Source organism: Methylobacterium sp. J-076 (assembly GCF_022829405.1).
Lineage (GTDB): Bacteria > Pseudomonadota > Alphaproteobacteria > Rhizobiales > Beijerinckiaceae > Methylobacterium.
In genome coordinates this window covers 1-22,053 of sequence record NZ_JAKSXW010000039.1, presented here as the reverse complement: position 1 = coordinate 22,053, position 22,053 = coordinate 1, and the positions used below count along the sequence as shown (strand labels likewise).

Annotated in this window: 24 protein-coding genes and 3 pseudogenes; 16 read left to right on the top strand and 11 right to left on the bottom strand. The window is 64.8% G+C overall.

Going from position 1 to position 22,053, the window contains the following annotated elements; genetic code table 11:
* The 4 genes from MKK53_RS03150 to MKK53_RS03135 all read right to left on the bottom strand — a co-directional run.
* Positions 1-979, bottom strand: a 979-nt coding sequence (locus tag MKK53_RS03150; protein WP_243926833.1) for a cytochrome ubiquinol oxidase subunit I, incomplete at its 3' end; no start/stop codon positions are given.
* Positions 980-1,042: 63 nt separating this feature from the next.
* On the bottom strand, positions 1,043-1,567 hold the full coding sequence (locus MKK53_RS03145) for a PRC-barrel domain-containing protein (RefSeq protein WP_243926831.1): 525 nt from the start codon (positions 1,565-1,567) through the stop codon (positions 1,043-1,045).
* Between the two features lie 152 nt (positions 1,568-1,719).
* Positions 1,720-1,923, bottom strand: a complete 204-nt coding sequence (locus MKK53_RS03140; RefSeq protein WP_243926828.1) for a hypothetical protein — start codon at positions 1,921-1,923, stop codon at positions 1,720-1,722.
* Between the two features lie 271 nt (positions 1,924-2,194).
* A complete protein-coding gene (locus MKK53_RS03135; RefSeq protein WP_243926826.1) occupies positions 2,195-2,944 on the bottom strand; it encodes a YfdX family protein in 750 nt (249 codons plus the stop codon).
* 739 nt (positions 2,945-3,683) lie between these two features.
* Here MKK53_RS03135 and MKK53_RS03130 point away from each other — a divergent pair.
* Entirely contained in the window at positions 3,684-5,645 is a 1,962-nt protein-coding gene (locus tag MKK53_RS03130) for a response regulator (protein WP_243926824.1), read from the top strand.
* A 63-nt stretch (positions 5,646-5,708) separates the two neighbouring features.
* Here the strand turns inward: MKK53_RS03130 and MKK53_RS03125 are convergent, their stop codons facing one another.
* Positions 5,709-6,191: an aldo/keto reductase gene (locus MKK53_RS03125; RefSeq protein ID WP_243926822.1), complete on the bottom strand. Its 483-nt coding sequence runs from the start codon at positions 6,189-6,191 to the stop codon at positions 5,709-5,711.
* A gap of 48 nt (positions 6,192-6,239) precedes the next feature.
* Here MKK53_RS03125 and MKK53_RS25310 point away from each other — a divergent pair, with 48 nt between their 5' ends.
* The 3 genes from MKK53_RS25310 (at position 6,240) to MKK53_RS03115 (ending at position 7,047) form a co-directional block, all read left to right on the top strand.
* On the top strand, positions 6,240-6,371 hold the full coding sequence (locus tag MKK53_RS25310; RefSeq protein WP_279598787.1) for a hypothetical protein: 132 nt from the start codon (positions 6,240-6,242) through the stop codon (positions 6,369-6,371).
* Positions 6,372-6,529: 158 nt separating this feature from the next.
* A complete protein-coding gene (locus MKK53_RS03120) occupies positions 6,530-6,790 on the top strand; it encodes a PepSY domain-containing protein (protein WP_243926820.1) in 261 nt (86 codons plus the stop codon).
* Positions 6,790-7,047, top strand: a complete 258-nt coding sequence (locus MKK53_RS03115) for a hypothetical protein (RefSeq protein ID WP_243926818.1) — start codon at positions 6,790-6,792, stop codon at positions 7,045-7,047. The genes MKK53_RS03120 and MKK53_RS03115 overlap by 1 nt, the downstream gene beginning before the upstream one ends.
* Positions 7,048-7,062: 15 nt before the next feature.
* Here MKK53_RS03115 and MKK53_RS03110 read toward each other — a convergent pair whose 3' ends face one another.
* The 4 genes and pseudogenes from MKK53_RS03110 to MKK53_RS03095 all read right to left on the bottom strand — a co-directional run bounded on the left by MKK53_RS03110 (position 7,063) and on the right by MKK53_RS03095 (position 10,374).
* On the bottom strand, positions 7,063-8,052 hold the full coding sequence (locus MKK53_RS03110) for an inorganic phosphate transporter (protein ID WP_243926816.1): 990 nt from the start codon (positions 8,050-8,052) through the stop codon (positions 7,063-7,065).
* Positions 8,053-8,061: 9 nt separating this feature from the next.
* The gene (locus MKK53_RS03105) at positions 8,062-8,703 is read right to left on the bottom strand and encodes a DUF47 domain-containing protein (RefSeq protein WP_243926814.1); all 642 of its coding nucleotides are present in this window, start codon (positions 8,701-8,703) and stop codon (positions 8,062-8,064) included.
* Positions 8,704-8,796: 93 nt separating this feature from the next.
* A pseudogene (locus MKK53_RS03100) lies at positions 8,797-9,211 on the bottom strand (GFA family protein).
* Positions 9,208-10,374, bottom strand: a complete 1,167-nt coding sequence (locus MKK53_RS03095; RefSeq protein WP_243926812.1) for an MFS transporter — start codon at positions 10,372-10,374, stop codon at positions 9,208-9,210. The pseudogene MKK53_RS03100 and the gene MKK53_RS03095 overlap by 4 nt, the downstream one beginning before the upstream one ends.
* Positions 10,375-10,533: 159 nt before the next feature.
* On the opposite strand from MKK53_RS03095, the gene gcvA reads away from it, so the two are divergent.
* The 8 genes from gcvA (at position 10,534) to MKK53_RS03055 (ending at position 17,927) form a co-directional block, all read left to right on the top strand.
* A complete protein-coding gene (gcvA, locus tag MKK53_RS03090) occupies positions 10,534-11,412 on the top strand; it encodes a transcriptional regulator GcvA (RefSeq protein WP_243926810.1) in 879 nt (292 codons plus the stop codon).
* 314 nt (positions 11,413-11,726) lie between these two features.
* Positions 11,727-11,918: a type II toxin-antitoxin system ParD family antitoxin gene (locus MKK53_RS03085; protein ID WP_243926807.1), complete on the top strand. Its 192-nt coding sequence runs from the start codon at positions 11,727-11,729 to the stop codon at positions 11,916-11,918.
* Between the two features lie 3 nt (positions 11,919-11,921).
* A complete protein-coding gene (locus MKK53_RS03080) occupies positions 11,922-14,411 on the top strand; it encodes a PAS domain-containing sensor histidine kinase (protein ID WP_243926805.1) in 2,490 nt (829 codons plus the stop codon).
* Positions 14,411-14,968 carry a GAF domain-containing protein gene (locus tag MKK53_RS03075; RefSeq protein WP_243926802.1) on the top strand — a complete coding sequence of 186 codons (558 nt, stop codon included), beginning with the start codon at positions 14,411-14,413 and terminating at the stop codon, positions 14,966-14,968. The genes MKK53_RS03080 and MKK53_RS03075 overlap by 1 nt, the downstream gene beginning before the upstream one ends.
* A 173-nt stretch (positions 14,969-15,141) precedes the next feature.
* Positions 15,142-15,885, top strand: a complete 744-nt coding sequence (locus MKK53_RS03070) for a dienelactone hydrolase family protein (protein WP_243926801.1) — start codon at positions 15,142-15,144, stop codon at positions 15,883-15,885.
* Between the two features lie 574 nt (positions 15,886-16,459).
* Positions 16,460-16,969: a MarR family winged helix-turn-helix transcriptional regulator gene (locus MKK53_RS03065; protein ID WP_243926799.1), complete on the top strand. Its 510-nt coding sequence runs from the start codon at positions 16,460-16,462 to the stop codon at positions 16,967-16,969.
* A 1-nt stretch (position 16,970) separates the two neighbouring features.
* Positions 16,971-17,339 carry an antibiotic biosynthesis monooxygenase family protein gene (locus MKK53_RS03060; RefSeq protein ID WP_243926797.1) on the top strand — a complete coding sequence of 123 codons (369 nt, stop codon included), beginning with the start codon at positions 16,971-16,973 and terminating at the stop codon, positions 17,337-17,339.
* A 114-nt stretch (positions 17,340-17,453) separates the two neighbouring features.
* Positions 17,454-17,927 carry a nuclear transport factor 2 family protein gene (locus MKK53_RS03055; RefSeq protein ID WP_243926795.1) on the top strand — a complete coding sequence of 158 codons (474 nt, stop codon included), beginning with the start codon at positions 17,454-17,456 and terminating at the stop codon, positions 17,925-17,927.
* Between the two features lie 96 nt (positions 17,928-18,023).
* Here MKK53_RS03055 and MKK53_RS03050 read toward each other — a convergent pair whose 3' ends face one another.
* On the bottom strand, positions 18,024-18,746 hold the full coding sequence (locus MKK53_RS03050) for a helix-turn-helix transcriptional regulator (protein WP_243926793.1): 723 nt from the start codon (positions 18,744-18,746) through the stop codon (positions 18,024-18,026).
* 87 nt (positions 18,747-18,833) lie between these two features.
* On the opposite strand from MKK53_RS03050, the gene MKK53_RS03045 reads away from it, so the two are divergent.
* From MKK53_RS03045 to MKK53_RS03030, 4 genes and pseudogenes are all read left to right on the top strand, one after another.
* Positions 18,834-19,247 (top strand): VOC family protein, encoded by a 414-nt coding sequence (locus MKK53_RS03045; protein WP_243926791.1) that lies wholly within the window; start codon positions 18,834-18,836, stop codon positions 19,245-19,247.
* Between the two features lie 635 nt (positions 19,248-19,882).
* Positions 19,883-20,359 (top strand): MucR family transcriptional regulator, encoded by a 477-nt coding sequence (locus MKK53_RS03040; protein ID WP_243926789.1) that lies wholly within the window; start codon positions 19,883-19,885, stop codon positions 20,357-20,359.
* Between the two features lie 494 nt (positions 20,360-20,853).
* Positions 20,854-21,283 (top strand): annotated as a pseudogene (locus tag MKK53_RS03035) (hypothetical protein).
* Positions 21,280-21,645: a hypothetical protein gene (locus tag MKK53_RS03030; protein ID WP_243926787.1), complete on the top strand. Its 366-nt coding sequence runs from the start codon at positions 21,280-21,282 to the stop codon at positions 21,643-21,645. Before MKK53_RS03035 ends, MKK53_RS03030 begins: the two are co-directional and overlap by 4 nt.
* A 228-nt stretch (positions 21,646-21,873) precedes the next feature.
* On the opposite strand, the pseudogene MKK53_RS03025 reads toward MKK53_RS03030, so the two are convergent.
* Positions 21,874-22,053 (bottom strand): annotated as a pseudogene (locus MKK53_RS03025) (spermidine acetyltransferase); the annotation flags it as partial.

Sequence of the window (22,053 nt, the reverse complement as noted above, 5' to 3'; positions counted from 1 at the left end):
TCCGGAAGGCGAAGAACGGGATCAGGACCGGCGGTCGGTCGGCCTTCGGGATGGCCTTGAGGCCGATCACCTTGCCGGTGGGCGTCCCGTCGTCGATCAGGCTGCCCGCAGGAGGAGGCAGGGCGATGACGAACCGGTTCGTCTCTCGGGCCTCGTCGGGCCACGCGAACAGGATCTCCCCGGCCGGGGCGCGGCTCTCCCAATGGCCCTCGATGGCGGCGATCTTGGAAGGCTGGTGCCGGACGACGTAATCGCCAGTCAGATGGCCGAAGAACAGTTGTAGCGGCACCAGAATCGCGGCGAGGCCGAGCCCCATGCGGACCATCGCCCGTGCCTCGGGCAGGTCGGTGCCGCGCAGCATGTACCACGCCCCGGTCGCCGCCACGCAGAAGCTCGTGGTGACGTAGGCGGCCAGGAGCATGTGCGGGAAGCGTACCCAGACCACGGAGTTGAACAGGATCCCGAACCAGTCGGTGGGCACGAACAGGCCATTAGGCTGCATCGTGAAGCCCACCGGATGTTGCATCCACGAGTTGTTCACCAGGATCCAGAAGGATGAGAGGCTCGTGCCGAAGCAGACCATCAGGCAGGCGAACAAATAGAACCACCGCGACACGCGGGCGCGGCCGAACATCAGCACCCCGAAGAACGAGGCTTCGAGGGCGAAGGCGGTGAAGCTCTCATAGCCCAGGAGCGGGCCCTGGATCGGGCCGGTCCGCCGGGCGAGTTCGCTCCAGTTGGTGCCGAACTGGAACGCCATGACGATGCCGGAGACCACGCCGAGGCCGAAGGCGACGGCAAAGATTTTTAGCCAGAAGTCGAACAGGCGGTCGTAGAGCGGCTGGCCCGAGGCCATCGCCCGGAATTGCAGGAAGGCGAGCCACGCTGCCAGCCCGACCGTGAAGGCTGGAAAGATGATGTGGAACGAGACCGTGAAGGCGAATTGGATCCGCGAGAGCAGCAACGCCGTATGATCCATGCATCCTCACTCGGGGTCGCTGATACGCCCCCTTCGCGCTGGCCGCTGGGCAAGCCCCATCGCTCAGCGCGCTGCGAGAGCCTTAGCGGGGTTGAAGGGCTCGGCGTCCGAGATCGCGTCCGTGCCCATGTCGAGAACCGCCGTGAACCGATCCCCGCCCGGCCGGAGGACCAAAGCCCCTGGCTCCACCGCGATGCGCTTGTCGTCCAGGCCGAGGAAGCGCGTGACGTCGATCACGACCGCCTTCACAGTGCCGCCCGTGACCAGCAGATCCTCGATCGTCCCGACGCGCCCGCCTGCGGTGTTGCGGACCTCGACGCCAATCATCTTGGAGGCCAGGAATGTCGCCGGCTTCAGGTTCTGTCGCTTGGCGGCATCCTCGGCATTGGCCGCTTCCATGAGTGGGCCGGGGGTCGCGCCGTGGACGTTCGTCCCGGGGCCGGTCCCGGGAACGACCGTGCCGGGGCCTCCAAGGTCGGCCTGCTGCGCGAGGGCCGGGGTGGCCACCGCGAGGGCGAGGATGGGCGCGCACAACCAGATGGCTCGCATGGGGCTCTCCTGAAGTTCGGCGAAGGAAAGGGTGAGCAAGGTTTCGAGAGGCGGATGCCGTCGTCGGCGCCCACCCCCCTGAGGCGCGCTTTGCGCAAGTCCATGCCCGTCATCGTCCCGGGCGCCGCACTAAAGGTGCCCAAGAGGCTGGCGGGGTGAACTGTGAGGCGATCGAGGCGTGGGTCGCCCGCCTACTTCCTGTTCTTGATCAGGCTATCGACATTCTTGTTGGCTTCCTTGTTTTCCTTCTGCTGGGCAGTGATCTGGCTCTTGGTGTCCTTCGCCGACATCTCGTCACGCTTGCCCTGAGACATCTCCTTGGGGGCAGCCATGGCCGGCGCCGCCGCCAGGAGGAAGGCGGCACACAGGGCAGCGCCCGTCGTCTTGTTGTTCATGGTCGTTTCTCCAGCGTTTTTGACAGAGCACGAAGTTCTTGCAAAATATTCCGTTCCCGGGCCCGCGATCACGAGCCTGTCATTGTGGATGACAATTCCGAGAAGATTTTAGCCCGCAAGACTTGCGGGTTACGCCATCGCCTCAGGCGTCTGCCCACCCCGCTACGGCGGGCCGCAGCGGGGGGAAGGTGGGCCGGCTCGGTGGAGCGCCGCCGGGTTCCCGGCTCGTCATGGCGTCATCCGCTGCGGCCTTATTCAAGTCCAGGGTTAGTTACTTGTTGGCCTTCCCGGCGGCGGTGGAGCCGGTCGTCTGCGACGAGGTCGCGTTCGCGGCCCCCGCCTGCTGCGGCACCGCGACGGCGTCGATCATGTCGAAGCGCACCGCGTCCTGGGCGGTCTTCAGGACGGCGTTGGCCTCGTAATATTTGCCCTGATTGATCAGCGTCGCCGCCTGATCGACATCCGAGATGGTCTTGTTCAGCGGCAAAACCGCCATCGTGAAATCGACATCGACATGGGCGAGCTTGAGCTTCTCCAGGGCGCCCTTCTGGTCCCCGTGCGCGAGGTTCTTGTTCGCTTCGGTGACCGCGGAGGCCTTCTCCGGTGTGGCCACGAAGTCGTCCCCCAGCGTCAGTTGCGCGTCGACGGGTACCCAGGCGACCTGCTCCTTCGACGCCGGCTTGGCCTCAGGCGTCGCGGCCTTCATCGCCCCCTTGTGGCCGGCGAGATCGGCCGGCGTCTTCAGATCGGCCTCGGCTTTAGTGAACTGAGCATCGTCGGTCTTCGCCTTGGCGAAGGCGGCCTGCGCCTTCGCGATCATGTCCTTGGCTTGGGCGGGGTTCGCTTCGAAGATGGCGAGGCGCGTCAGCTGAAGATCTCTGTAGCCCTGCGCCCCATCCTTCGACAGCTTGCCGACATCCTTGTCGATCATGCTCGTCTGTGGGGTGCTCTGCTGTGCAGCTTGTTCGGCGGCAAGGGCGGTGCCGCCGAGGATCGTCGTGAGCACGAGCGCTGCAGCCATGGGTCTGCGATAAGCCATTGTCCGTCTCCATCAGAGCACGAAACTCGGGATGTCGATTGCTTCGATCCGGTTGTCTCGTGTCGCAACAATAGCGTCATCTACTGCAATCTGCATGTACATTGGATTAAAATTAAGTAATGCAAGATGGATGGACGGGACAGGCTTTGGAGATACGCAATGCAATCCAGCGCGGGGTTGAGAAGGGAGCAGGCTTGAGCCACGTCGCTGGGCGATCCGATGGGAATGAATGATCGACGAGCGTTGGCGTCACCCCTGAAGCATTCAGCGCACATTCGTCTGTAGCTTTTTGGCTGGGCAGACTGCAGAGCCCGATTTCGCCGCCCGGTGTTATTGCTTTGTTCAGGACATCGCGCCAAGGCAGCGGAGGCCGCGCCTGATATCTCGCGCAAGGCTAGCCGATGCTGGAAACCATCCTTGTTGCCCATGCTCTATAGCGGGCGTAAAGCCTTCGGGGCCATATCGGGCGACTTGCGGATGTCCGCCGCTTCCGGGGTGGGTCGATTGACGTCCGCTCCGGAGCATCGCGAAGGCGAACTCGAACGACTGGGTTGGGTCGAAGGCGGAATGGCCGCTTGGGGTCGGAAGCGGGATGGCCGCTCAGGGTGGACTTCGGCCGGTCTGCTTCCGAAAGGCTGATATGCAAATCGGACGTCGGATACGAAGCAGCGACGCGAACCGGTCGCTTTCCAACGCATCCGGGTCGTGACACTCCCCCTCCATGAACAGCTTGCACAAATTGATCGGGTCGATCGCCCGCCGACGTCATTCGCTGGTCACGGATTACGGTGTCACGCTGCTGCTGGTCGGCGCCATGACGTTCGTCCGGTTCATGGCCCCGGCACATGTCGCACCGTTTCTGCTGTACATTCCGGTCCTGCTGGTTGTCACCCTTACTTTCGGCTGGCGTGCCGGGACGTTGGCACTGTCATTGTCCACTCTGATCGCCGCGTGGTTCTACACGCGCGATGGGATGCTCGACAGTGTCGACGTCGCCCTGCTGTGCCAATACGCGACGGTCGGCGCGACCATGGTGTGGATCTGCCACACGCTGCGCCGGTCCGTCGTGCAAAACGAAGCCACCCTGGAGCGGCTTAACGCAGCGAACCACGTCCTCGTCGACAGGGAGGCGGCATTGACGAGCGCCAATGCTGCGGCGGAGGCCGCCAAGGAAGCGGCCGAGCAAGCCAATGCGGCAAAGAGCGATTTTCTCGCGAACATGAGCCATGAACTCCGCACGCCGCTTTCCGCCATCATCGGCTACAGCGAGATGATGGGTGAGGAGATCGCGGACGGCTGCGATGCGTCGGACCTTGTGGCCGACATTGGCAAGGTCGAGCGCAACGCCCGTCATCTGCTCGGGCTCATCAACGATGTGCTGGACCTGTCGAAGGTAGAGAGTGGTAAGATGGAGGTCTACGCCGAGGATTTCTCGGTGGAAGACATGCTCCGCGACGTCGCAGGTTCGGTCGCAACCCTGGTCGGTAAGAAGGGCAACACACTGGAGGTGCAATTCGCCCCTGGGCTGGGCCGGATGCATTCCGATCTGACAAAGACGCGACAGGTGCTGTTCAACTTCCTGAGCAACGCGGCCAAGTTCACAGACAAGGGGACCATCACGGTTGCCGCCTCCCGCATCGCGGACGCCTCGGGTGGCAACCAGCTATCGTTCTCCGTCTCGGACACCGGAATAGGCATGACGGCCGAACAGGTATCGCGCCTGTTTCGCCGTTTCGAGCAGGCTGACGCCTCCACGACGCGCAATTTTGGCGGGACCGGGCTTGGTCTTTCGCTCACGCGTGCCTTCGCCGACATCCTTTTCGGGACCATTACGGTATCCAGCGTGCCCGGCCAGGGCAGCACCTTCACGTTCACTATGCCGGCGATCTATGTTCCATCCGTCGACGAGCAGGCCTTGCCCGATCCAGACGTCATCGGCGATGGCGGGGCAGAGGGCGACATCATTCTGGTCATCGACGACGATACGGATCAGCTCGCCCTCACGACGCGGTTCCTCCATCGCGAGGGCTTCCGGGTACGGACGGCCACGAACGGCAGGAGTGGACTCGACCTTGCCCGGGAGCTGAGGCCACGAGCCATCCTGCTGGACGTGATGATGCCGGGCGTGGACGGCTGGTCGGTGTTGAGCCAGATCAAGTCGGACGCGATGCTAGCTCCGATCCCGGTCGTGATGGTGACATCAGTCGACCAACGCAAGCTGGCGGCGTCCCTCGGCGCCTCGGACTACATGCTGAAGCCGGTCAACTGGGCTCGGTTCGGCAAGATCGTGAATCAGTTCAGGCTCGCGGAGCCGGACCGGCGCGGCACCGTACTCCTAGTCGAGGACGAGGCCATGACCCGCATGGCGATGCGCTCCACCCTAGAGGAGGACGGTTGGTTGGTCTTGGAGGCCTCTAACGGTGAGGAGGGCCTGCAGCAAGTGGCCGATATCAAGCCGGACGTGGTGATCATCGACCTGAACATGCCCGTTATGGACGGCTTCGGCTTCCTCGAAGGCGTTCGGGCTGTGCCCGGCTGTGCGGACATCCCAGTGCTCGTATTGACGGGCCGGGAGTTCTCGGCGGACGACCGGAGCAAGCTTCGCGGTGCCAGCCAAATCCTCAATTGTGGCGACCTGGCATTGGCGAGCCTAGCCGAAAGGCTAAGGGACATCACGGTCTAGCAGAGGGCGAGGATGGTTCAGTACGTAGACGTTGAAGCTATCTCAACGTCCGCTTCGGAGCATCTAATTTTGTAATCTGAACGACCGGGTAGGGTCGCCCAGGGTGGATTTGCGACGGTCTACTTTCGAGCAGGTGTTGGTAAAAGTAGACACTGTCGTCGCGCCCGTCCACGACCCAATGCGTGCCTTGGGAACGTCCACTCTCAGGAGGGGCGACAATGGAAACTCGGGTGAGGGCTCAACCTGCTGCATCTGCTCGGCATTCATCCGGCCGCCCAGGAACGGGTGCCTGGCCAGGACGACGTCGATCTCGTGCAGGTCGTCCGAGGTCAGTACGATCTTAGTCGCGCCGAGGTTCTCCGCGAGGTGTGCGGCGTTGCGGGTGCCGGGGATCGGCACGACGAAGGGCTTCTGAGCCAGCAACCATGCCAGGGCGACCTGGGACGGCGTCGCGCCTTTCCTGGTGGCGAACTCGGCCAGGAACGCCACGATGGGCCGGTTGGCCGCTAGGCTCTCGGGGCTGAAGCGCGGGAAGCCCGAACGCATGTCGGCCTTCGGGTCGAACCCGGTCCGCTCGTCGAACCGGGAACCGTCATGTTCGACACCGTGCAGGAAATCGCCGGGCTGCAGGCCTCGCGCATCTGCCAGTTCGTTGTGCAGCGCGCTGCCGACCCGGCGCAGGACGAGATACTGATCTCGTTCGCGCGCCTGTCGCGTCGTCGGTAGCTGAAATTGCCCTGGGCCTGCGGGAATGCTCCGGCGTGGCCTGTGTCGAGAACGTCGAAGGCGATCTGTAGCCATCCCAATGACTTGGCCACGCAACCGCCCTCCACGGTGGTCGTTGTTCAACACGGCAGATGGAGAGGCGGCTAATGAAATCTGTGATGCGCGCACTGCTCATCCTGGCTCTTGCCCTCGGCCTGATCGGCCCCGCCTGGGCGAAGAAAGACAAGCCGGGGGCAGATTGGATCCTGGCCGAGCAGGTGAAGCAGACGTTGATGGCGGCGGGCTACTCCAGCATCACCGAGTTGGAGGCCGATGACGGCCATTGGGAAGGCGAAGGTCTGAAGAATGACGTGAAAATGGAGTTCCACGTCGATTCCAAGACGGGCACCATCACCAAAGAGAAGCCCGACAAGGACTGATGAGCAAGGCCGCGAAGCTCGCCTCCGCCAAAGCGAAAATTGAGCAAAAGGGAAAGCGCACGGCGTACTTGATCGCCGTGCATCAGGAGCGACAGCCCGTACGCGTCTATGCGGTCATGGACGTGTCAGCGGACCTCGCTGTCGCGCAGGTCGCCGCTCTGGCGACGGATGCCACGAAGGTCGAGATCGTCGGCAGCCTATCGCGCAACCTCGCGCGGCAACTTAGCCTCCCGCCCGGTCAGATCCGCTTGGTCTGAGCGCCCCGGAATGTCTTACGAGAGGACGAACCCGGAGAGAGCGTAGACCAACGCCCCCACCAGGGCCGCGGCGGGCATCGTGATTACCCAGGCCACGACAATGCCCTGCGCCACGTTCCACCGCACCGCGGAGACCCTACGCGCTGCCCCAACACCGATGATCGCCCCCGTGATGGTATGGGTGGTCGAAACCGGGATCCCAAATGCCGTCGCAGCGAAAAGGGTGAGCGCTCCGCCGGTCTCAGCGCAGAAGCCTTGCACCGGCGATAGTCGCGTGATCTTCGAACCCATCGTGTGCACGATGCGCCAGCCGCCGAGCAGCGTGCCGAGCGCCATGGCGGACTGGCAAGACAGGACAACCCAGAGCGGTACATGGAATGTGCCACTCTCTTGCCCGTGGGCGTAGAGGAGCACGGCGATGATGCCCATCGTCTTCTGCGCATCGTTACCGCCATGCCCGAGGGAGTAGAGCGAAGCGGAGACGACTTGAAGCTTTCGGAACGTCCCATCCACCGCAGCCGGCGTGGACCGGACGAACAGCCAGGACACAATCAGCACGAGGAGCAGTGCCAACGCGAAGCCCAGGGCTGGCGAGAGTACGATGGCCGCACTGGTCGTGAGGACTCCCGGCCAGACCACCGCCCCGAGACCCGCCTTGGCGATGCCGGCACCGAGCAACCCGCCGATGAGCGCGTGCGAGCTGGAGGACGGGATGCCGAGGTACCACGTCAGCAGGTTCCAGCTGATGGCGCCGCCGAGCGCTCCAAGGATGACCCGGTCGTCTACCACCGCGACATCCACGATGCCGGAGCCGACCGTCCCGGCCACGTGTAGCCCGAAAACCAGGAAGGCGATGAAGTTGAAGAAGGCCGCCCAGAAGACGGCGTAGCGGGGGGCCAGCACCCGCGTCGAGACGATGGTCGCGATCGAGTTCGCTGCGTCGTGCAAACCGTTCAAGAAGTCGAAGAACAGTGCGACGGCGATGAGGCAGATCAGGAGTGTCACGGCGGCGGCTCAAACGTGCTCGACCACGATACTGCTGATCTCGTTCGCGACGTCCTCGAACCGGTCCATGACCTTTTCTAAGTGATCGTAGAGTTCGGACCCTACGACGAAAGCCATGGGATCCTGGCGAGAGGCCCGGAACAGCGCCTTAAGGCCAGCCTCGTGCAGATCGTCCGCGCGGCCCTCCAACTGGATGACACGTTCGGTCAGGGCATTCAGGGCGGTCGCGTTCTCGTTGAGAGAGCGCAGCTTCGGCAGAGCCTCGGAGATCACCGAGGCGGCCTCCTGAATGACGACGCCCATCTCACGCATCTCGGGCTCGAAGCGTGTGACCTCGAAGAGGCGGACCGCCTTGGCCATCTTGAGCATCTGGTCGATGGCATCGTCGAGGGAGCCGACGAGCTTCTGGATGTCGCTGCGGTCGAACGGTGTGATAAAGGTTCGCCGAACCGTTTGGAGGGCCTCGTGTGTGATAGCGTCGGCCATGTCCTCATGCATGGCGATGGCCTCGCAGGCCTGTGCGAGTTCCTGTGTGCCGTCGAGAAGGCTTCGAAGGGCCGCCGCACCATCGACCAGTGTCGCAGCATGTCGTTCGAAGAGATCGAAGAACCGATCCTCCTTCGGCATCAGCGCGCGGAACCACCCCAGCATGCTGCGCTCTCTTCCACGGACGGAAACGGAAACGTTAGCCGGGATAATAATCGTGTCCCAGTACAGTTCCGCGATAGGTGCGCCGCCGACGGGTCACTCGGCCGAGTCGTACCACAACGTGCCGGCCCGGCGCGTCGGCTGACCGGTGTCACCCGTATGGTTGACGCCATCCATCACAGGCACCTCGGGAAAATCGAACGGGCTCACACCGTCCAGGCAGGCTACGTTGACGGCAAAGAGGGCCTGATCCGAACGCCGTTGGTGATGCGTGTAGATCCCGCAGCGGGAACAGAAGAAGTGCTGTGCGGACCGGGTGTGGAAGCGATAGCTCGTCAGTGCCTCCTCGCCCTCACGGATCGAGATCCCGCCCGCCTCCGCCATGACGACGACGGCCCCGCGCATCCGGCAGAAGGAGCAGGTGCAGCGGCGGATCGAGCGACAATCCGTCGCTGAGGGTCACATCGAAGCGGACCGCGCCGCAATGGCAGCGCCCGGCGATCGTCGTCATGTCAGGGGTCTCGTTGGGGTAGGGTTCTGGAACTCGAGCCGGGGCGCCAGGGCGAGCATCAGCGGGACGACTCCCAGCGCCGTGGCGGCGGCCGCCATCGACGCCCAGTGCGGCCCAACGGCATCGCCGAGGGGACCGTAGAGCAGCGGCGTCGCCAGCGCGCTGCCCCCGAGCGTGCACGTGTAGAAGACGGCGAAGGCCCGCTCGACCTGTCCGCCGGGCGCGAGGTCCGGAACCGTCCCGTACAGAACGGACGATGTGCCGTTCAGCATGAGGCCGAGCAGCGGCAACACGACGAGGGCGGGGGTCAGCGGCAAGGCGACGACGGACAGGATCGCGCTGGCTGTTCCGATCTCCGTCGCGATCACGCAGCGCGTCACGCCGATCCGCTCGCCGAGCCGGCCGAAGGCGGTCTTGCCGAGTGCGCCGCCAACGGCGACTAGGGCGAAGGCGACGCCCACGAGCGACAGCCCCGCCCCCTTCGCTTGTAGCAGGAACGGCAGGTAGATGAGGAAGGCCGGGCGTGCGGCGTTATCGAGCATGCCGATGGCCACGAGGAGGCCGAAGCCCGGTCTCCCTCCGTGATGCACCCCGCCCGCCGCAGCGACCGCCCTGACCGGGCGGTCCGCTTGCGCGGCGGGTTCGCGCGGGAGCAGGAGGTTGACGACGAGCGCGACGGCGAAGCCGCCGCCGGCCATCAGCCAAAGGACCGGCCGCCAATCGGCGTGGACGAGGAGGAAGCCGACGAGGGGCGGAAGGGCCGCCTTCCCGAGATCTCCTGTGAAGTTGTAGGTGCCGAGGGGGCCGCGCGAGGCGGTCCCGTAGGCGCGGGCAATGACGGCGGAGGCGAGCGGGTGCTGCGTGCTGCTGCCTGCCCCTGACAAGACCAGGGCGATACAAAGACCGACGAGGCCGCCCGAGGCGCCGGCGAGGCCGTAGCCCCCCGCGCCGAGCACTGTCCCGAGGGTGAGCACGGTGCGCACGCCGAACCGGCGGGCGAGCGCAGTCGCCGGCATCTGCAGCCCGGCCAGCGCCCCGACATAGAGTGAGCGCAGTACCGCGAGGGCGATGTAGCCGAGCCCGAACTCCGCCTGCCAGACCGGCAGCAGCACGTAGATCATGTCGGTGTAGCCATCGTGGAGGGCGTGATTGAGGCCGACCACGATCAGTGAGCGTTTGGCTGACCGGCCGGAGTCGGTTTCCGAGCTGAGGACCGCTGCCGGGGGTGTCTGGGGAGGGGTGAGCATGGCCGGGAGGATGAACCCCCTCCCCGCATCGCCACAAACGCCTTATGCTGACGCGCATGTGAGGAAAGCTGACGCATGCACCGCCGTCTGCCGCCGCTCAACGCGTTGAAGGCCTTCGAGGCCGCTGGCCGGCATGCCAGCTTTACCCTGGCGGCGGAGGAGCTACGCGTCACCCATGGGGCGGTCAGTCGACACGTGCAGACGCTGGAGGCGTGGCTTGGAACTCCGCTGTTTGAACGACACAACCGGCGCGTGGTCCTGACCGAGGCGGGACGGAGCTACCTCCCCGAGATCGGCGCGGCCCTCGACCGCATGGCGCTGGCCACCGCCAGGCAGGTCGAGCGCGGACGTACGCAAATTTTGCACGTGAACGCGTTGGCGACGTTCACGCTGCGCTGGCTGATCCCGCGCCTCTCCCTGTTTCAGCGCGCCAATCCCACCATCGAGATCCGGCTGACGACCTCCAACGTGCCGCTCGCCCGGATCGTCGAGCCATTCGACATCGCGATCCGGGGCGGACCGGACGCCCGGCCGGGCTTCGTCGGGCGGCAATTCCTGACCGAGCGGCGCATTCCCGTCTGCAGCCCAATCTTGCGGCAGCACGGGCCGCTGGCGGAGCCGGGGGACCTCATCGGGCACACGCTCCTGCACTCGGCGACCATGCCTGAGGTCTGGCCGCACTGGCTGCAGGCAGCGGGCGTCCCCCACTTGAACCCCCAGGCCTCTGTGACGCTGGAGCACTTCTATCTGACGCTTCAGGCGGCGCTCGACGGGCTCGGTGTGGCGATGGGACCGGAGCGATTAATCGCTGACGACGTCGCGGCAGGCCGGCTGATTCTGCCGTTCGATGGCCCAACTTTGCCGGCTCGTTGCTACCATACCTACGTCCCAGAAGCCCTCGCCGATCAGGCCGCAGTCCGCGCCTTCTGCGACTGGCTCTCAAACCTGTCCTGAGCGGCATCGCCAGCAGCATCCGTCAGGGCTTCTGGGGGATGTCTGCTATCGAGCGCGACAGATCCGGGTCATAATGACTGTCTTGGGTCGAAGGCCGAATGGCCGCTTGGGGTCGGGAACCGTCCGTCCGCTTAACGACCGGGTCGGGTGGATTTCCGCTAGTCGGCTTTCGGGCCGCAATGGGCGAAAACGGACATCGCCGCCGCGCCCGTTCACGATCCATTGCAGACGGCCGGAAGGTCCGCTCTCTGGATTTTACAACCGCCACAGGTACGTGACTTGTAAGGTTCTCTCTTACACGGCACAGTTCGATCATGCCTGTGCGCAGAACCATCACCGTCTCGATCACCCAGGAGCAGGACGACCTGATCCGGGCGTGCTTAGTATCCGGACGCTATGCCAGCGCCAGTGAGGTCGTACGGGCTGCGTTGCGCTCCCTTGGGCGGGACGAGGTGCGGGACTTGGCTGATCGTGCCAAACCGGCGATCCCTGAAAGCCGGGCCTGAGCCATGGGCAGCAACGCCAAGGCTTACCCCGCCTCGACGCCATCGGTCCCGCAGTTGATCGGCGGCGGAGAGATGGGCCAGCGCGTCCGCGAGACGGATTGGTCGGCAACCGCTCTCGGTTCGTACGAGGCGTGGCCTCAGTCGCTCCGGTCGATCCTTTCGCTGGTGCTGAACGCCTCCGGCATCGCCGCGATCTTTTGGGGTCCGGAGCAGCTGCTGCTCTACAACGATGCCTACGGCCTGGCACTTGGCGACCGACACCCGTGGGCGCTCGGCCGCCCGATGGCGGAGGCATTGACCGACATAGCCCCCGTCCTGGGACCGCAGGTGGCGGAGGTGCTCCGCACGGGCGCGGGCTTCGCCATCGAGAACCTGACGCTGGTCATGCACCGCCACGGCAGGGACGAGGAGACTGCTTGGACCTATAGCTTCTCGCCCGTCCAGGGTGAGACCGGCGGCTTCGCGGGCGTGTTGCTCCTCGCAATCGAGATGACCGGGCGCAAGGCGGCCGAGCGGTCCGCCGAACAGGCGAGGACCCGGCTGGAGACGGCACTCAGGGTCGCGAGGCTCGGTGCGTTCGAGTGGGACGTCTCGACCGGCGCCTTCGAACTGAATGCCCGGAGCCGTGAGATCTTCGATCTGCCGCAAGAGGGACAGATGTGGGCGGCAGACGTTTTCGCGCGCATAGCCCCTGATCATCTGGATCGAGTGCAGGCCGAAATCGTAGCCGCGATGGCGCTCCTCGACGCCACTGATGCCGGTGGTGCCGAGCACTCGATCAACTTCAGCTACGACATCGTACACTCAGATGGGTCGCAGCGCTCTATCGATAGCAGCGCCACCCTTCTCCGGAACCCCGATCGCACGCCCCGTGTGCTGGGCTCTTTCAACGACGTGACGGACCTGAGGCGGGCCGAGGCACGGTTGCATGAGCGTAACGCTACGCTTGAGCAGCACGTCGCCGAGCGAACGGCCGAGCGGAACCGGATGTGGGAGACCTCGCCCGACCTCATGGTCATCATCGACTTCGAGGGGACGTTCCGGCGCGTGAACCCAGCTTGGACGACGGTGCTCGGCTACAGCGAGGAGGAGCTGGTCAATCATCACGTCAATGAGTTCGTCATCCCCGACGATCACCGGGAAACGACGGAAGCCTACGAGCTCGCCGCGGGGGGCGGCCTCCCAAGGATTGAGAACCGCTACCGGCACAAGGATGGTTCGGTCCGCTGTGTCTCATGGGTTGCCGCCCCGGCCGGCGACATGACCTATGCGACGGGACGGGACATCACCATTGAGAAGATGCAAGCTGAAGCATTGGCGCAGGCGGAGGAGGCGTTGCGTCAAGCCCAGAAGATGGAGGCGGTTGGCCAGCTCACCGGCGGCGTGGCGCACGATTTCAACAACCTGCTGACCATCATCCGCTCGTCGGTCGACTTCCTGCGCCGTCCGGATCTTCCCGACGTCCGCAAGGAGCGCTACCTCAACGCCGTATCCGATACGGTGGACCGGGCCGCCAAGCTGACGGGCCAGCTTCTCGCCTTCGCCCGGCGCCAGGTCCTCAAGCCGGAGGTGTTCGACGTGGCCGCCAAGTTGCGCGGGGTCGCCGACATGCTCGACACCCTCACGGGTTCCCGCATCCACGTCAGCCTGGAAGTGCCCGACGAGCCTTGCTACGCCCGTGCCGACGTCAGCCAGTTCGAGACCGCGCTGGTCAACATGGCAGTCAACGCCCGTGACGCGATGGATGGCGAGGGCCGCCTCGTGCTGCGCTTGTTCGCCGATGCCCCGAAGCCGCAGATCCGGCTCCATGCGGCATCGAAGGTCGACTTCGTCGCCCTGTCCGTCACCGACACGGGCACTGGCATCGCATCCGATCAGCTCGGACGTATCTTCGAGCCGTTCTTCACCACCAAGGGGGTCGGTAAGGGCACCGGCCTCGGCCTCAGCCAGGTATTCGGCTTCGCCAAGCAATCGGGCGGCGACGTGGACGTGGACAGCGTGGTCGGCAAGGGCACCACGTTCACGCTCTACTTGCCGCAGGAGGCCGCGTTTCCGGCAGGAGCGATGGACGCGGATGCTAAGCAGGCGACCTCCCCTGGCGGCGCGGGGCAGCGCGTGCTCGTGGTCGAGGACAACGTCGAGGTCGGGCAGTTCTGCACGCAGATCCTTGAGGATCTGGGCTACGTCACGGAGTGGGCCGCCACCGCCGAGGAGGCCCTGGATCGGTTCGGGTTGGACGGGGGCGGGTTCGACGTGGTGTTTGCGGACGTGGTGATGCCGGGAATGGGCGGCGTCGCCTTGGCGGAAACCCTTCTTGAGCGGCTACCGGCCATGCCCGTGGTGCTGACGTCGGGCTACAGCCACGTGCTCGCCCGCGAGGACGACCATGGTTTCGAGGTGCTTCACAAACCCTACTCGGCCGAGCAGCTCGGTCGCATCCTGCAACGGGTGACGTCGAAGGCGTCCACTCCGGCATACAAGGTCGCGTCGTGATGGACCGGTTTCCGCCCCAGCACCCCGTGGCCGACCCCGACCGCCTCGCCGCCCTCGACGCATGCGGCATCCTCGATACCACGCGTGAACCGGGGTTCGACGGAGTAGTGCTGCTGGCCCGCATGCTCTGTGCGGCACCTGTGGCGCTGGTCAGTTTCGTGGCCGAGGACCGCCAGTGGTTCAAGGCTCGTTCCGGGTTCGGTCCGACGCAGACCCCGTTGAGCCAATCGGTGTGCGCCTATGCGCTGCAGCAGCCGGGCTTGTTCGTCATCCCCGACCTGACGGCGGACATGCGCACCCGCGACAACACCCTGGTGACGGCCAAGCCGAACCTGCGGTTCTACGCGGGGGCACCGCTGCGTATGGCGGATGGTTTCGCCCTTGGGACCTTGTGCGTTCTGGACACGCGGCCGCGCCCGGACGGGCTGTCGCAGGAGCAGGCGGAGGGCCTTCAGGCCTTGGCGGCGCAGGTCGTGACCCAGCTTGAGCTACGGCGCGCGCTGACCGCCGCCAAGGCAGAGGTCTCCGCCTTGAAAGCGAGCATCGCCGCTGCCTGACTGCCGTACCCTATGACCAACGAATGTCCGCTCTCGGGAGGCGCCGATACCGAAATATACGGCCGGATTGGGTCGTTATCGGAAGGGCGGCTTAGGGTGGTTTGCTGCCTGTCCGCTGCTGGTCGTAACGGGTTCGAAGCGGACACTGCGAATGTCCGGTTGAGGAGCATCTCATGCCGATCGAGCAAGTCACGATCCGGACGCGCGACGGCGTTTGCCCTTCACACGTCGTGACCCCTGCAAGCGGCGGACCATGGCCGGCGGTGTTCTTCTACATGGACGCAGGTGGCATCAGGCCGGCGATGCTCGACATGGCTCAGCAACTGGCTGACGCTGGCTACATCGTCCTGTTGCCGGATCTCTTCTACCGCTACGGACCCTACGGGCCATTCGTGCCGAAGGATGTGTTCGCGGGTGACTTTCGCGCAGTCCTCGGGCCGCTGATGGCCACAACAAGCCTCTTGAAGGCCGCTGAAGATGCAGTGGCCATACTGGCTTACCTCGACACGCGCGACGACATCGAAGGCCTCAGGATCGGGGTGGTGGGCTTCTGTATGGGTGGCGGGATGGCCTTGGCCACAGCGGGAACCCATCCCGAGCGGTTCGCCGCGGCTGCCAGCTTTCACGGGGGCAATCTTGCGACCGATGCGCCGACGAGCCCCCACCTGTTCGCGGCCAAGCTGAAGGCGGAAGTCTACATCGGTGCGGCGGAGAACGATGGCAGCTACCCGCCCGCAATGGCCGAGCGGCTAGAGGGGGCTCTAACGGAGGCTGGCGTGCGGTTCACAACGCGGACGTATCCGGCCGCGCATGGCTGGATGATGCCGGACTTCCCTGTCTTCGACCCTACTGCAGCCGAGCAGGGCTGGAGCGCAATGCTTGAGCTCTTTGGCCGGACCCTGCATCGCAGCGTGTGATGTCGCGTTCGCTGATCCAGCGTCCGCTTACTGGCAGACCGTGAAATGGCTTCAACGGCGAGGCTGGGTCGGTAGGAGGCCGTCCGCTTTTCCGGCCGCCCGTCTCCGAAGCGGCCGTTCCGCTTACGGCCAGATCTGGTCGCGTTGGTGCGCGTCACTGAACGGCTGAGTTGAGTGGGAAACAGTCGGTCTGCTTCCGAGACGGAATTTGGGTAAGCAGACATGCTGCGTACCCGCTCGCGACCCTTGGCAGCTGTGCAGACACCCCAAGGGACTCTCCGAGAGCAATCCTGTTGTTGCGGCCGTTCAGAGTGCCCCCAGATCCAAGCTTTCTTACGCCTTGCGTGCGACCGTATCGGCCTGGTCGTTCCGGCCGGGGCCATCCTGGTGTCGAGGCTGGGAGGGCGGGAACGGTTGGTTTCCGCCCCTCGGACGGCCTAGGCGTACGCCCGCGAGCAACCCACGGCGGGTCATTCCATCGGTCCAAGCCCGGTCGTGGACGACCATGCCGAGCAGCCAATGACGAAGATTTTTGTCGAGTTGACGAAATCCGTCATCGCGCTACACTCGATGAATGACGAATGGTCCTTCAGCTCCTGCCGAACCGAAGTCTCGCCTGCGTCGGGCCTATGTCGGGCTCGTGGTCGAGGTGTTCCGGCTCAACGGCGACCAGCTCGCCATCGGGAACGCCCTGGGCGCCGGCCTCGGATTGACCAGTGCGCGTTGGCAGGTGCTGGGCACGATCTCCCTCTCCCCCGTCCCGCTGCCGGTGGCCCACATCGCCCGCAACATGGGGCTGGCCCGACAGGCCGTGCAGTATTCCGTGGACGAGATGCGGGCGGACGGCCTCGTCCGCCTGGAACCCAACCCGCACCACAAGCGCGCGATGCTCGTCGCGATGACCGAGAAGGGCGAGGCGGCCTATCGCGACGCGAGCGAGAGACACGGACGCTGGGCCGAGACCTTAATGGCCGATCTGCCGCTGGAACGGATCGAGGCCGCAAGCGAGTTGCTGCGCGAAGTCCAGCGCCGCATCGCGAGTTCCACCGACACTCCGGCCGCCACTAGGATCAAGGAGACCTGAGATGCCGAAGTTCGTCGAGATGGGCCAAGCCGTCACGCTGGGCGATCAATTGAAGTCTGAGGAAGGGCCGGTGATCCTGATCAACACGTTCGTCGTGTCCCCGGACGATGCCGAAAAACTGCTTGCAGTCTGGACGGGTGATGCCGGCCTCATGAAGGCGCAGCCGGGCTTCATCTCCACGCAGCTGCATCGTGGCATCGCGGGGAGCGGTGTCTTCCTGAACTACGCCGTGTGGCAGTCGGTGGCCCACTTCCGGTCCGCCTTCTCGAACCCCGAATTCCAGGCCAAGCTCGTCGACTACCCCGAGGGCGTGACGATCAGCCCACACCTGTTCACGAAGGTCGAGATCCCCGGCATCTGCACCGCCTGACCGGGAGCGACGACAGCGACGGCGCCATGTTCGACGGCGCTGGGCAGACGACAGCCGGCCGCTTCCGGGATCCCTCGGTGGCGGCAAAGCGCTCGGGATCGAGGGAGGGAACCGATGGATCAATCCAGCCTGCAGAAATTCGTCGACGAGGCGATGATCCGTAACGTGATCGCCCGCTACGCCGACGTCGCCACCAGGGCCGATTACGAGAGCTTTCACAGCCTGTGGACGGACGAAGGCGAGTTCATCATCGGCGAGGCGCCGAAGGAGCACCATGCGACCGGACCGGCGGACACCGTCGCCCTGTTCCGCAAGCTGCGCGCCAACAAGACGTTCTTCGTGCAGTTCGCGCTGCCCGGCGTGATCGACATCGACGGGGACGAGGCCACCACACGCACGTTCATCCATGAGAGCACGCAAGGGCCTGACGAGACCTACTACCGCTGCCATTGCATCGCGTTCGACCGGCTGCAGCGGTCGGGTGAGAACTGGCTCTTCAGGAGCCGGTCCTTCCAATATCTGTGGCTCGACACCGGGGCCTTCTCCGGGAACGGATTTCCGCTCTTCCCGACTGGATCCGGCAACTGACGTCTTCCGGCGGGCGTAGCGTCGTGACCGTCGTCAAGAAGGGCTGCCGGTTGCAGACGTCCCGCGAGCGTTCGATCCTGCCACGGGATTGCGGCCTCACCGGTCATGGGGGCCGTGCGAGGTCGACGGGCTCGGCTCCTCGTGCCTAAGCTGTTCGAGATAGGCCCGTAGAAGGGAAGCCCGTCGCGGGCGGAAGCTGCCGGCGCCGGTGCGGGCGTCCCTGATGCGGTCCAGCCGGAACATGCGAAACGCCTCGCGCAGCAGGCACCACGCCAGGACGACCGAACGCCGCTCGGTGTACACGAGGGCGAGCGGCAGGATCGTGCGCTCCGTGTCGGCCCCGTGCTCGTCCGTGTAGTTGAGAGTGAGCCTCTCCTCCCGCCAGCAGGCCTCGCGGATCAAGGCCGTGTCCGGGGTTGCGGCATGCCGGGCCTCGGGCCGGTAGACCTTGGATACGGCATGCAGCAGGTACTGCTCGCGCTCGTCGGTCAGTGTGGCGGCGACCTTGGCCAGCACCGAGGCCGAGGCCTTCGCAAGGTCCGGATCGCCCATGGCACCGACTGCGGCCATGCCGATCGCCAGCGCCTCGGTCTCCATGCGGTCGAAGGTCTGGGGCGGTAGGGCGACGTCCTCGGTCAACCGATAGCCGTAGCCCCGCTCCCCCTCGATCCGAGCCCCGGCCGCGCGCAGGCTTTCGATGTCCCGGTACAGGGAGCGGAGCGACACGCCCGTCTCCTCGGCGAGGCGCCGGGCCGTGAGCGGTGCCGGCAGCACGCGCATGGCGTGCAGCAGACGGAAGAGACGGTCGCTCCGCGCCATCGCGCAACTGCCGGGTTCTGTCAGGTGAGCGTTGGTACAGTCCGGTCATGGGGCTGGCAACGACCCCGACCGGAAGCGGAGACGACCATGACCGTGCAGGTGACCACACATCTCAACTTCGACGGCCAGGCACGAGAGGCGCTGGCCTTCTACGCCGCCGTCTTCGGCGGCGAGCCCACCCTCGTCACCTACGGCGAACTGGCCGGCGTGACGGACCCGGAGCAGGCACGGAAGATCATATGGGGGCAGGTCGCCTCCGAGGGCGGTTTTCGCATCATGGCCTACGACGTCCAGCCCGAGCGCCCGTGGCATCCCGGCGAGAACGCCTTCTACGTGTCCTTGCGCGGCTCATCCCCGGACGAGATCACGGCGTATTGGGCTGGCCTCGGCGTCGGCGCCACCGTGCTCCAGCCCCTCGGACCCTCGGCGTGGTCGCCCCTGTACGGCATGCTCAAGGACCGTTTCGGGGTCACCTGGGTCGTCGACGTCGCCCCGGTCTGATGCCAATCGGCATTTCGTCACGCAGTTGACCAACCTGCATGGGCGATCGCGACCATAGTGATGACGTCAGGTCTTATGTCCGCTTACCGAACCTTCGGACGACCTCCTGGATGACCGAAGAGGGTCGGTAGGAGGCCGTCCGCTTTTCCGGCCGACCGTCTCCGAAGCGGCCGTTCCGCTTACGGCCAAGTCCGGCCTCGCTGGTATGGGCCTCTGAATGACTGAGGTGGGTGGGCTTTTACCGTTCCGCTTTCGGGCACAAAATCGGACACAGTAGACGCTTGGCGATTAGCTGAGATTAGCTGGTCCGCTTCGAAGAAGGTCCATGGGAGCAGCGGACACGGGCTACATTGCTGTACGAACTACTCGACCAATTTAGTCGCATGATGCCCGTGACTTGCAACGTGTTGCACGCAGTGCGCCACCAAGATCGCCTGGAGCTTAATGGCAGACGACAGCACGACTTCGTCGAGCAGCTCACAACGTGCAGCTGGGTAGCTCCGCATCGATCTGCTACGGAAGGTATCTCACTTCAAATTTTCGGGATTGCTATTCCGTACGTATGAATGCTCACTTGCCATGTTTTGTGCTTTGCACCATGTGCCTTTGCAACGCAGCGGAATAGGATCTCGAAGGTGACTACCGAAACTCAGGGGACGCGCCCCGAGCATATCGAACTCATCAGCGACCTCGTCGCGGCTTATGTCTCCAACAACCATGTGGCTCCGGCCGATCTCCCCGCCCTGATTGCAAGCATTCATGCCTCCATCAGTGGCCTAGGCACTGGCACTGCGGTCACGCCCGTCGAGGAGCCTGCCGAGAAGATCACGCCGGCACAGATCCGCAAGTCTGTGCAGCCTGAGGGACTTATCAGCTTCCTCGACGGTAAGTCCTACAAGACCCTGAATCGGCACCTGACCAAGCACGGTCTAGACCCCAAATCCTACCGCGAACGCTTCGGCCTTCCGTCCGATTATCCGATGGTGTCGGCTGCTTACAGCGAGAAGCGTTCCAGCCTCGCGAAGGCTCTCGGCCTTGGGATATCTGGCAGCCATACGGCACGGGTCGAAGACGTGACAGCTGCCCCGAAGGGTCGCAAAAAGGCCGCCTGATCCAGTAACAGCGCTCAGGCACTGCCGGTGTCGGGTGCGTGCTGGAACCAATTAGGTAGGCCCGGCACGACCTCGCCCATGGCGCCACTCAAGGTGGGCGAGGCGAGGCGCGGATGCCCCAACTGAGGGATCGCCTGTTGGCCGTGCCCGTTCTGCCCGGGCACGGCGCGCCACCGCGATCAACTCCATCGCCGTCAGTACGTGGAGCGACGGCGGTTCGGTCTGGGTGCTCATGGCAGGCCGTCGCATGGACACCCACGGCGCTTCGCTCCAGACGCGAGCCAGCGGTTTGACCTTCCCTGTTGGTCTAGATGCCACGGTCGCTTCTGCCCCCACTTCAACTGGAGCTCCGTAAACTGCCAGGAACGGCTAAGTCAGACCGCCCCGCGCAGGCCCATGCACCGAAGGTCCCGAACACCGCATGTCGGAAGGGGTGTGCAATCCACAGCAATGCCCTACTGCTACGCTTTCCGACCAGTCACCGCCCTGCTTCCATGCCGATCCGGCGCGAGCATCGCTTCTTCTGCCCTATCGACTGGCCACAGCTTTCGGCGGCGATCCGCTTCCGTCGCGCTGGCGGGCGCTGTGAGGCTTGCGCGCGTCCGCACGGGGTAAACCGTCTGGCATCTCGGAGATGGCCGCTGGTGGGACACGCAGTCCGGTTCCTGGCGCGATGGAGCGGGCTAGATCACCTTCCTGGCAGTTGGGGCGGACGAGGTGCTGCGATCAGTGCGGACGACGCGGGTGGTCCTGGCTGCAGCCCACCGCAACCACGACACGGCCGACAACGCGAACGCTAACCTCGCGGTGTTCTGCCAGCGCTGCCACAGGATCCACGACCAGCCAGAGCATCGTCGGCGACGCTGGCGGACGCTGTTCCGGCGGAAGGCGTCAGGCGACCTGTTCGGTGGACCCTATAGATGAGAGGACCCGCGCTCAACCAACTTGAGCAACCGAGCCTCAACCGTAGCGAGCGCGTTGATCGGCGCGGTGAACTCGATCTCGAAGGCTACTCCGTGAGCCCACCGCGCAACGACGGTGCCAATCGAACCCACCGGCAACACCACCCCGCCGTCCGCCTCGACAGCGGCCAAGACGCGAACCTGATCAAGGTCATCGAACTTCGGACGTATGCGATCCGCTCGAAGCATGCGGCGATCTGGTGCCGCACGGAGGTGGGTGCTGAACTGCTTGGCCATAGTCTGAGAGTAGGCGAGCGCAGACATGTCGTAAAACGCGCAGACCACGTTCAGCCATCGTATGCCTTTAAAAATCCAAGGCCGTGAACTGGCGCTTGCGGTATCCAGATCCCCCGCCACGCCGACCCTCACGCGACTGCCCGACCAAGGCATTACGGGCGATCTACCGGAAGACGATCCAAATAGCGTCTAGAGCGTTTTCGGTTTGGGCTGAATCGGACGGGTGGGGTTCACACCATGCTGTTGAGCTGATTCAGTGCGCGCTCCAGATGAGGAGCAGGGCATGGGCCGTCCCTACAGCCAGGATCTGCGTGGGGACGGGTGGATGGCGATCTGGAACTCGCAGCGGCGGTGGAGATGGTTGATCTCCACCAGCTCGATCAGGCCCGCCGGCTCGCCGTCCGGCGCGGCGACGATGAAGCGCCGCTCGGTCTGGTTGTGGATGTCGCGCTCGTAGAGCTGCTGCAGTTCGGCGAAGGACTCGTAGGCCTCCTC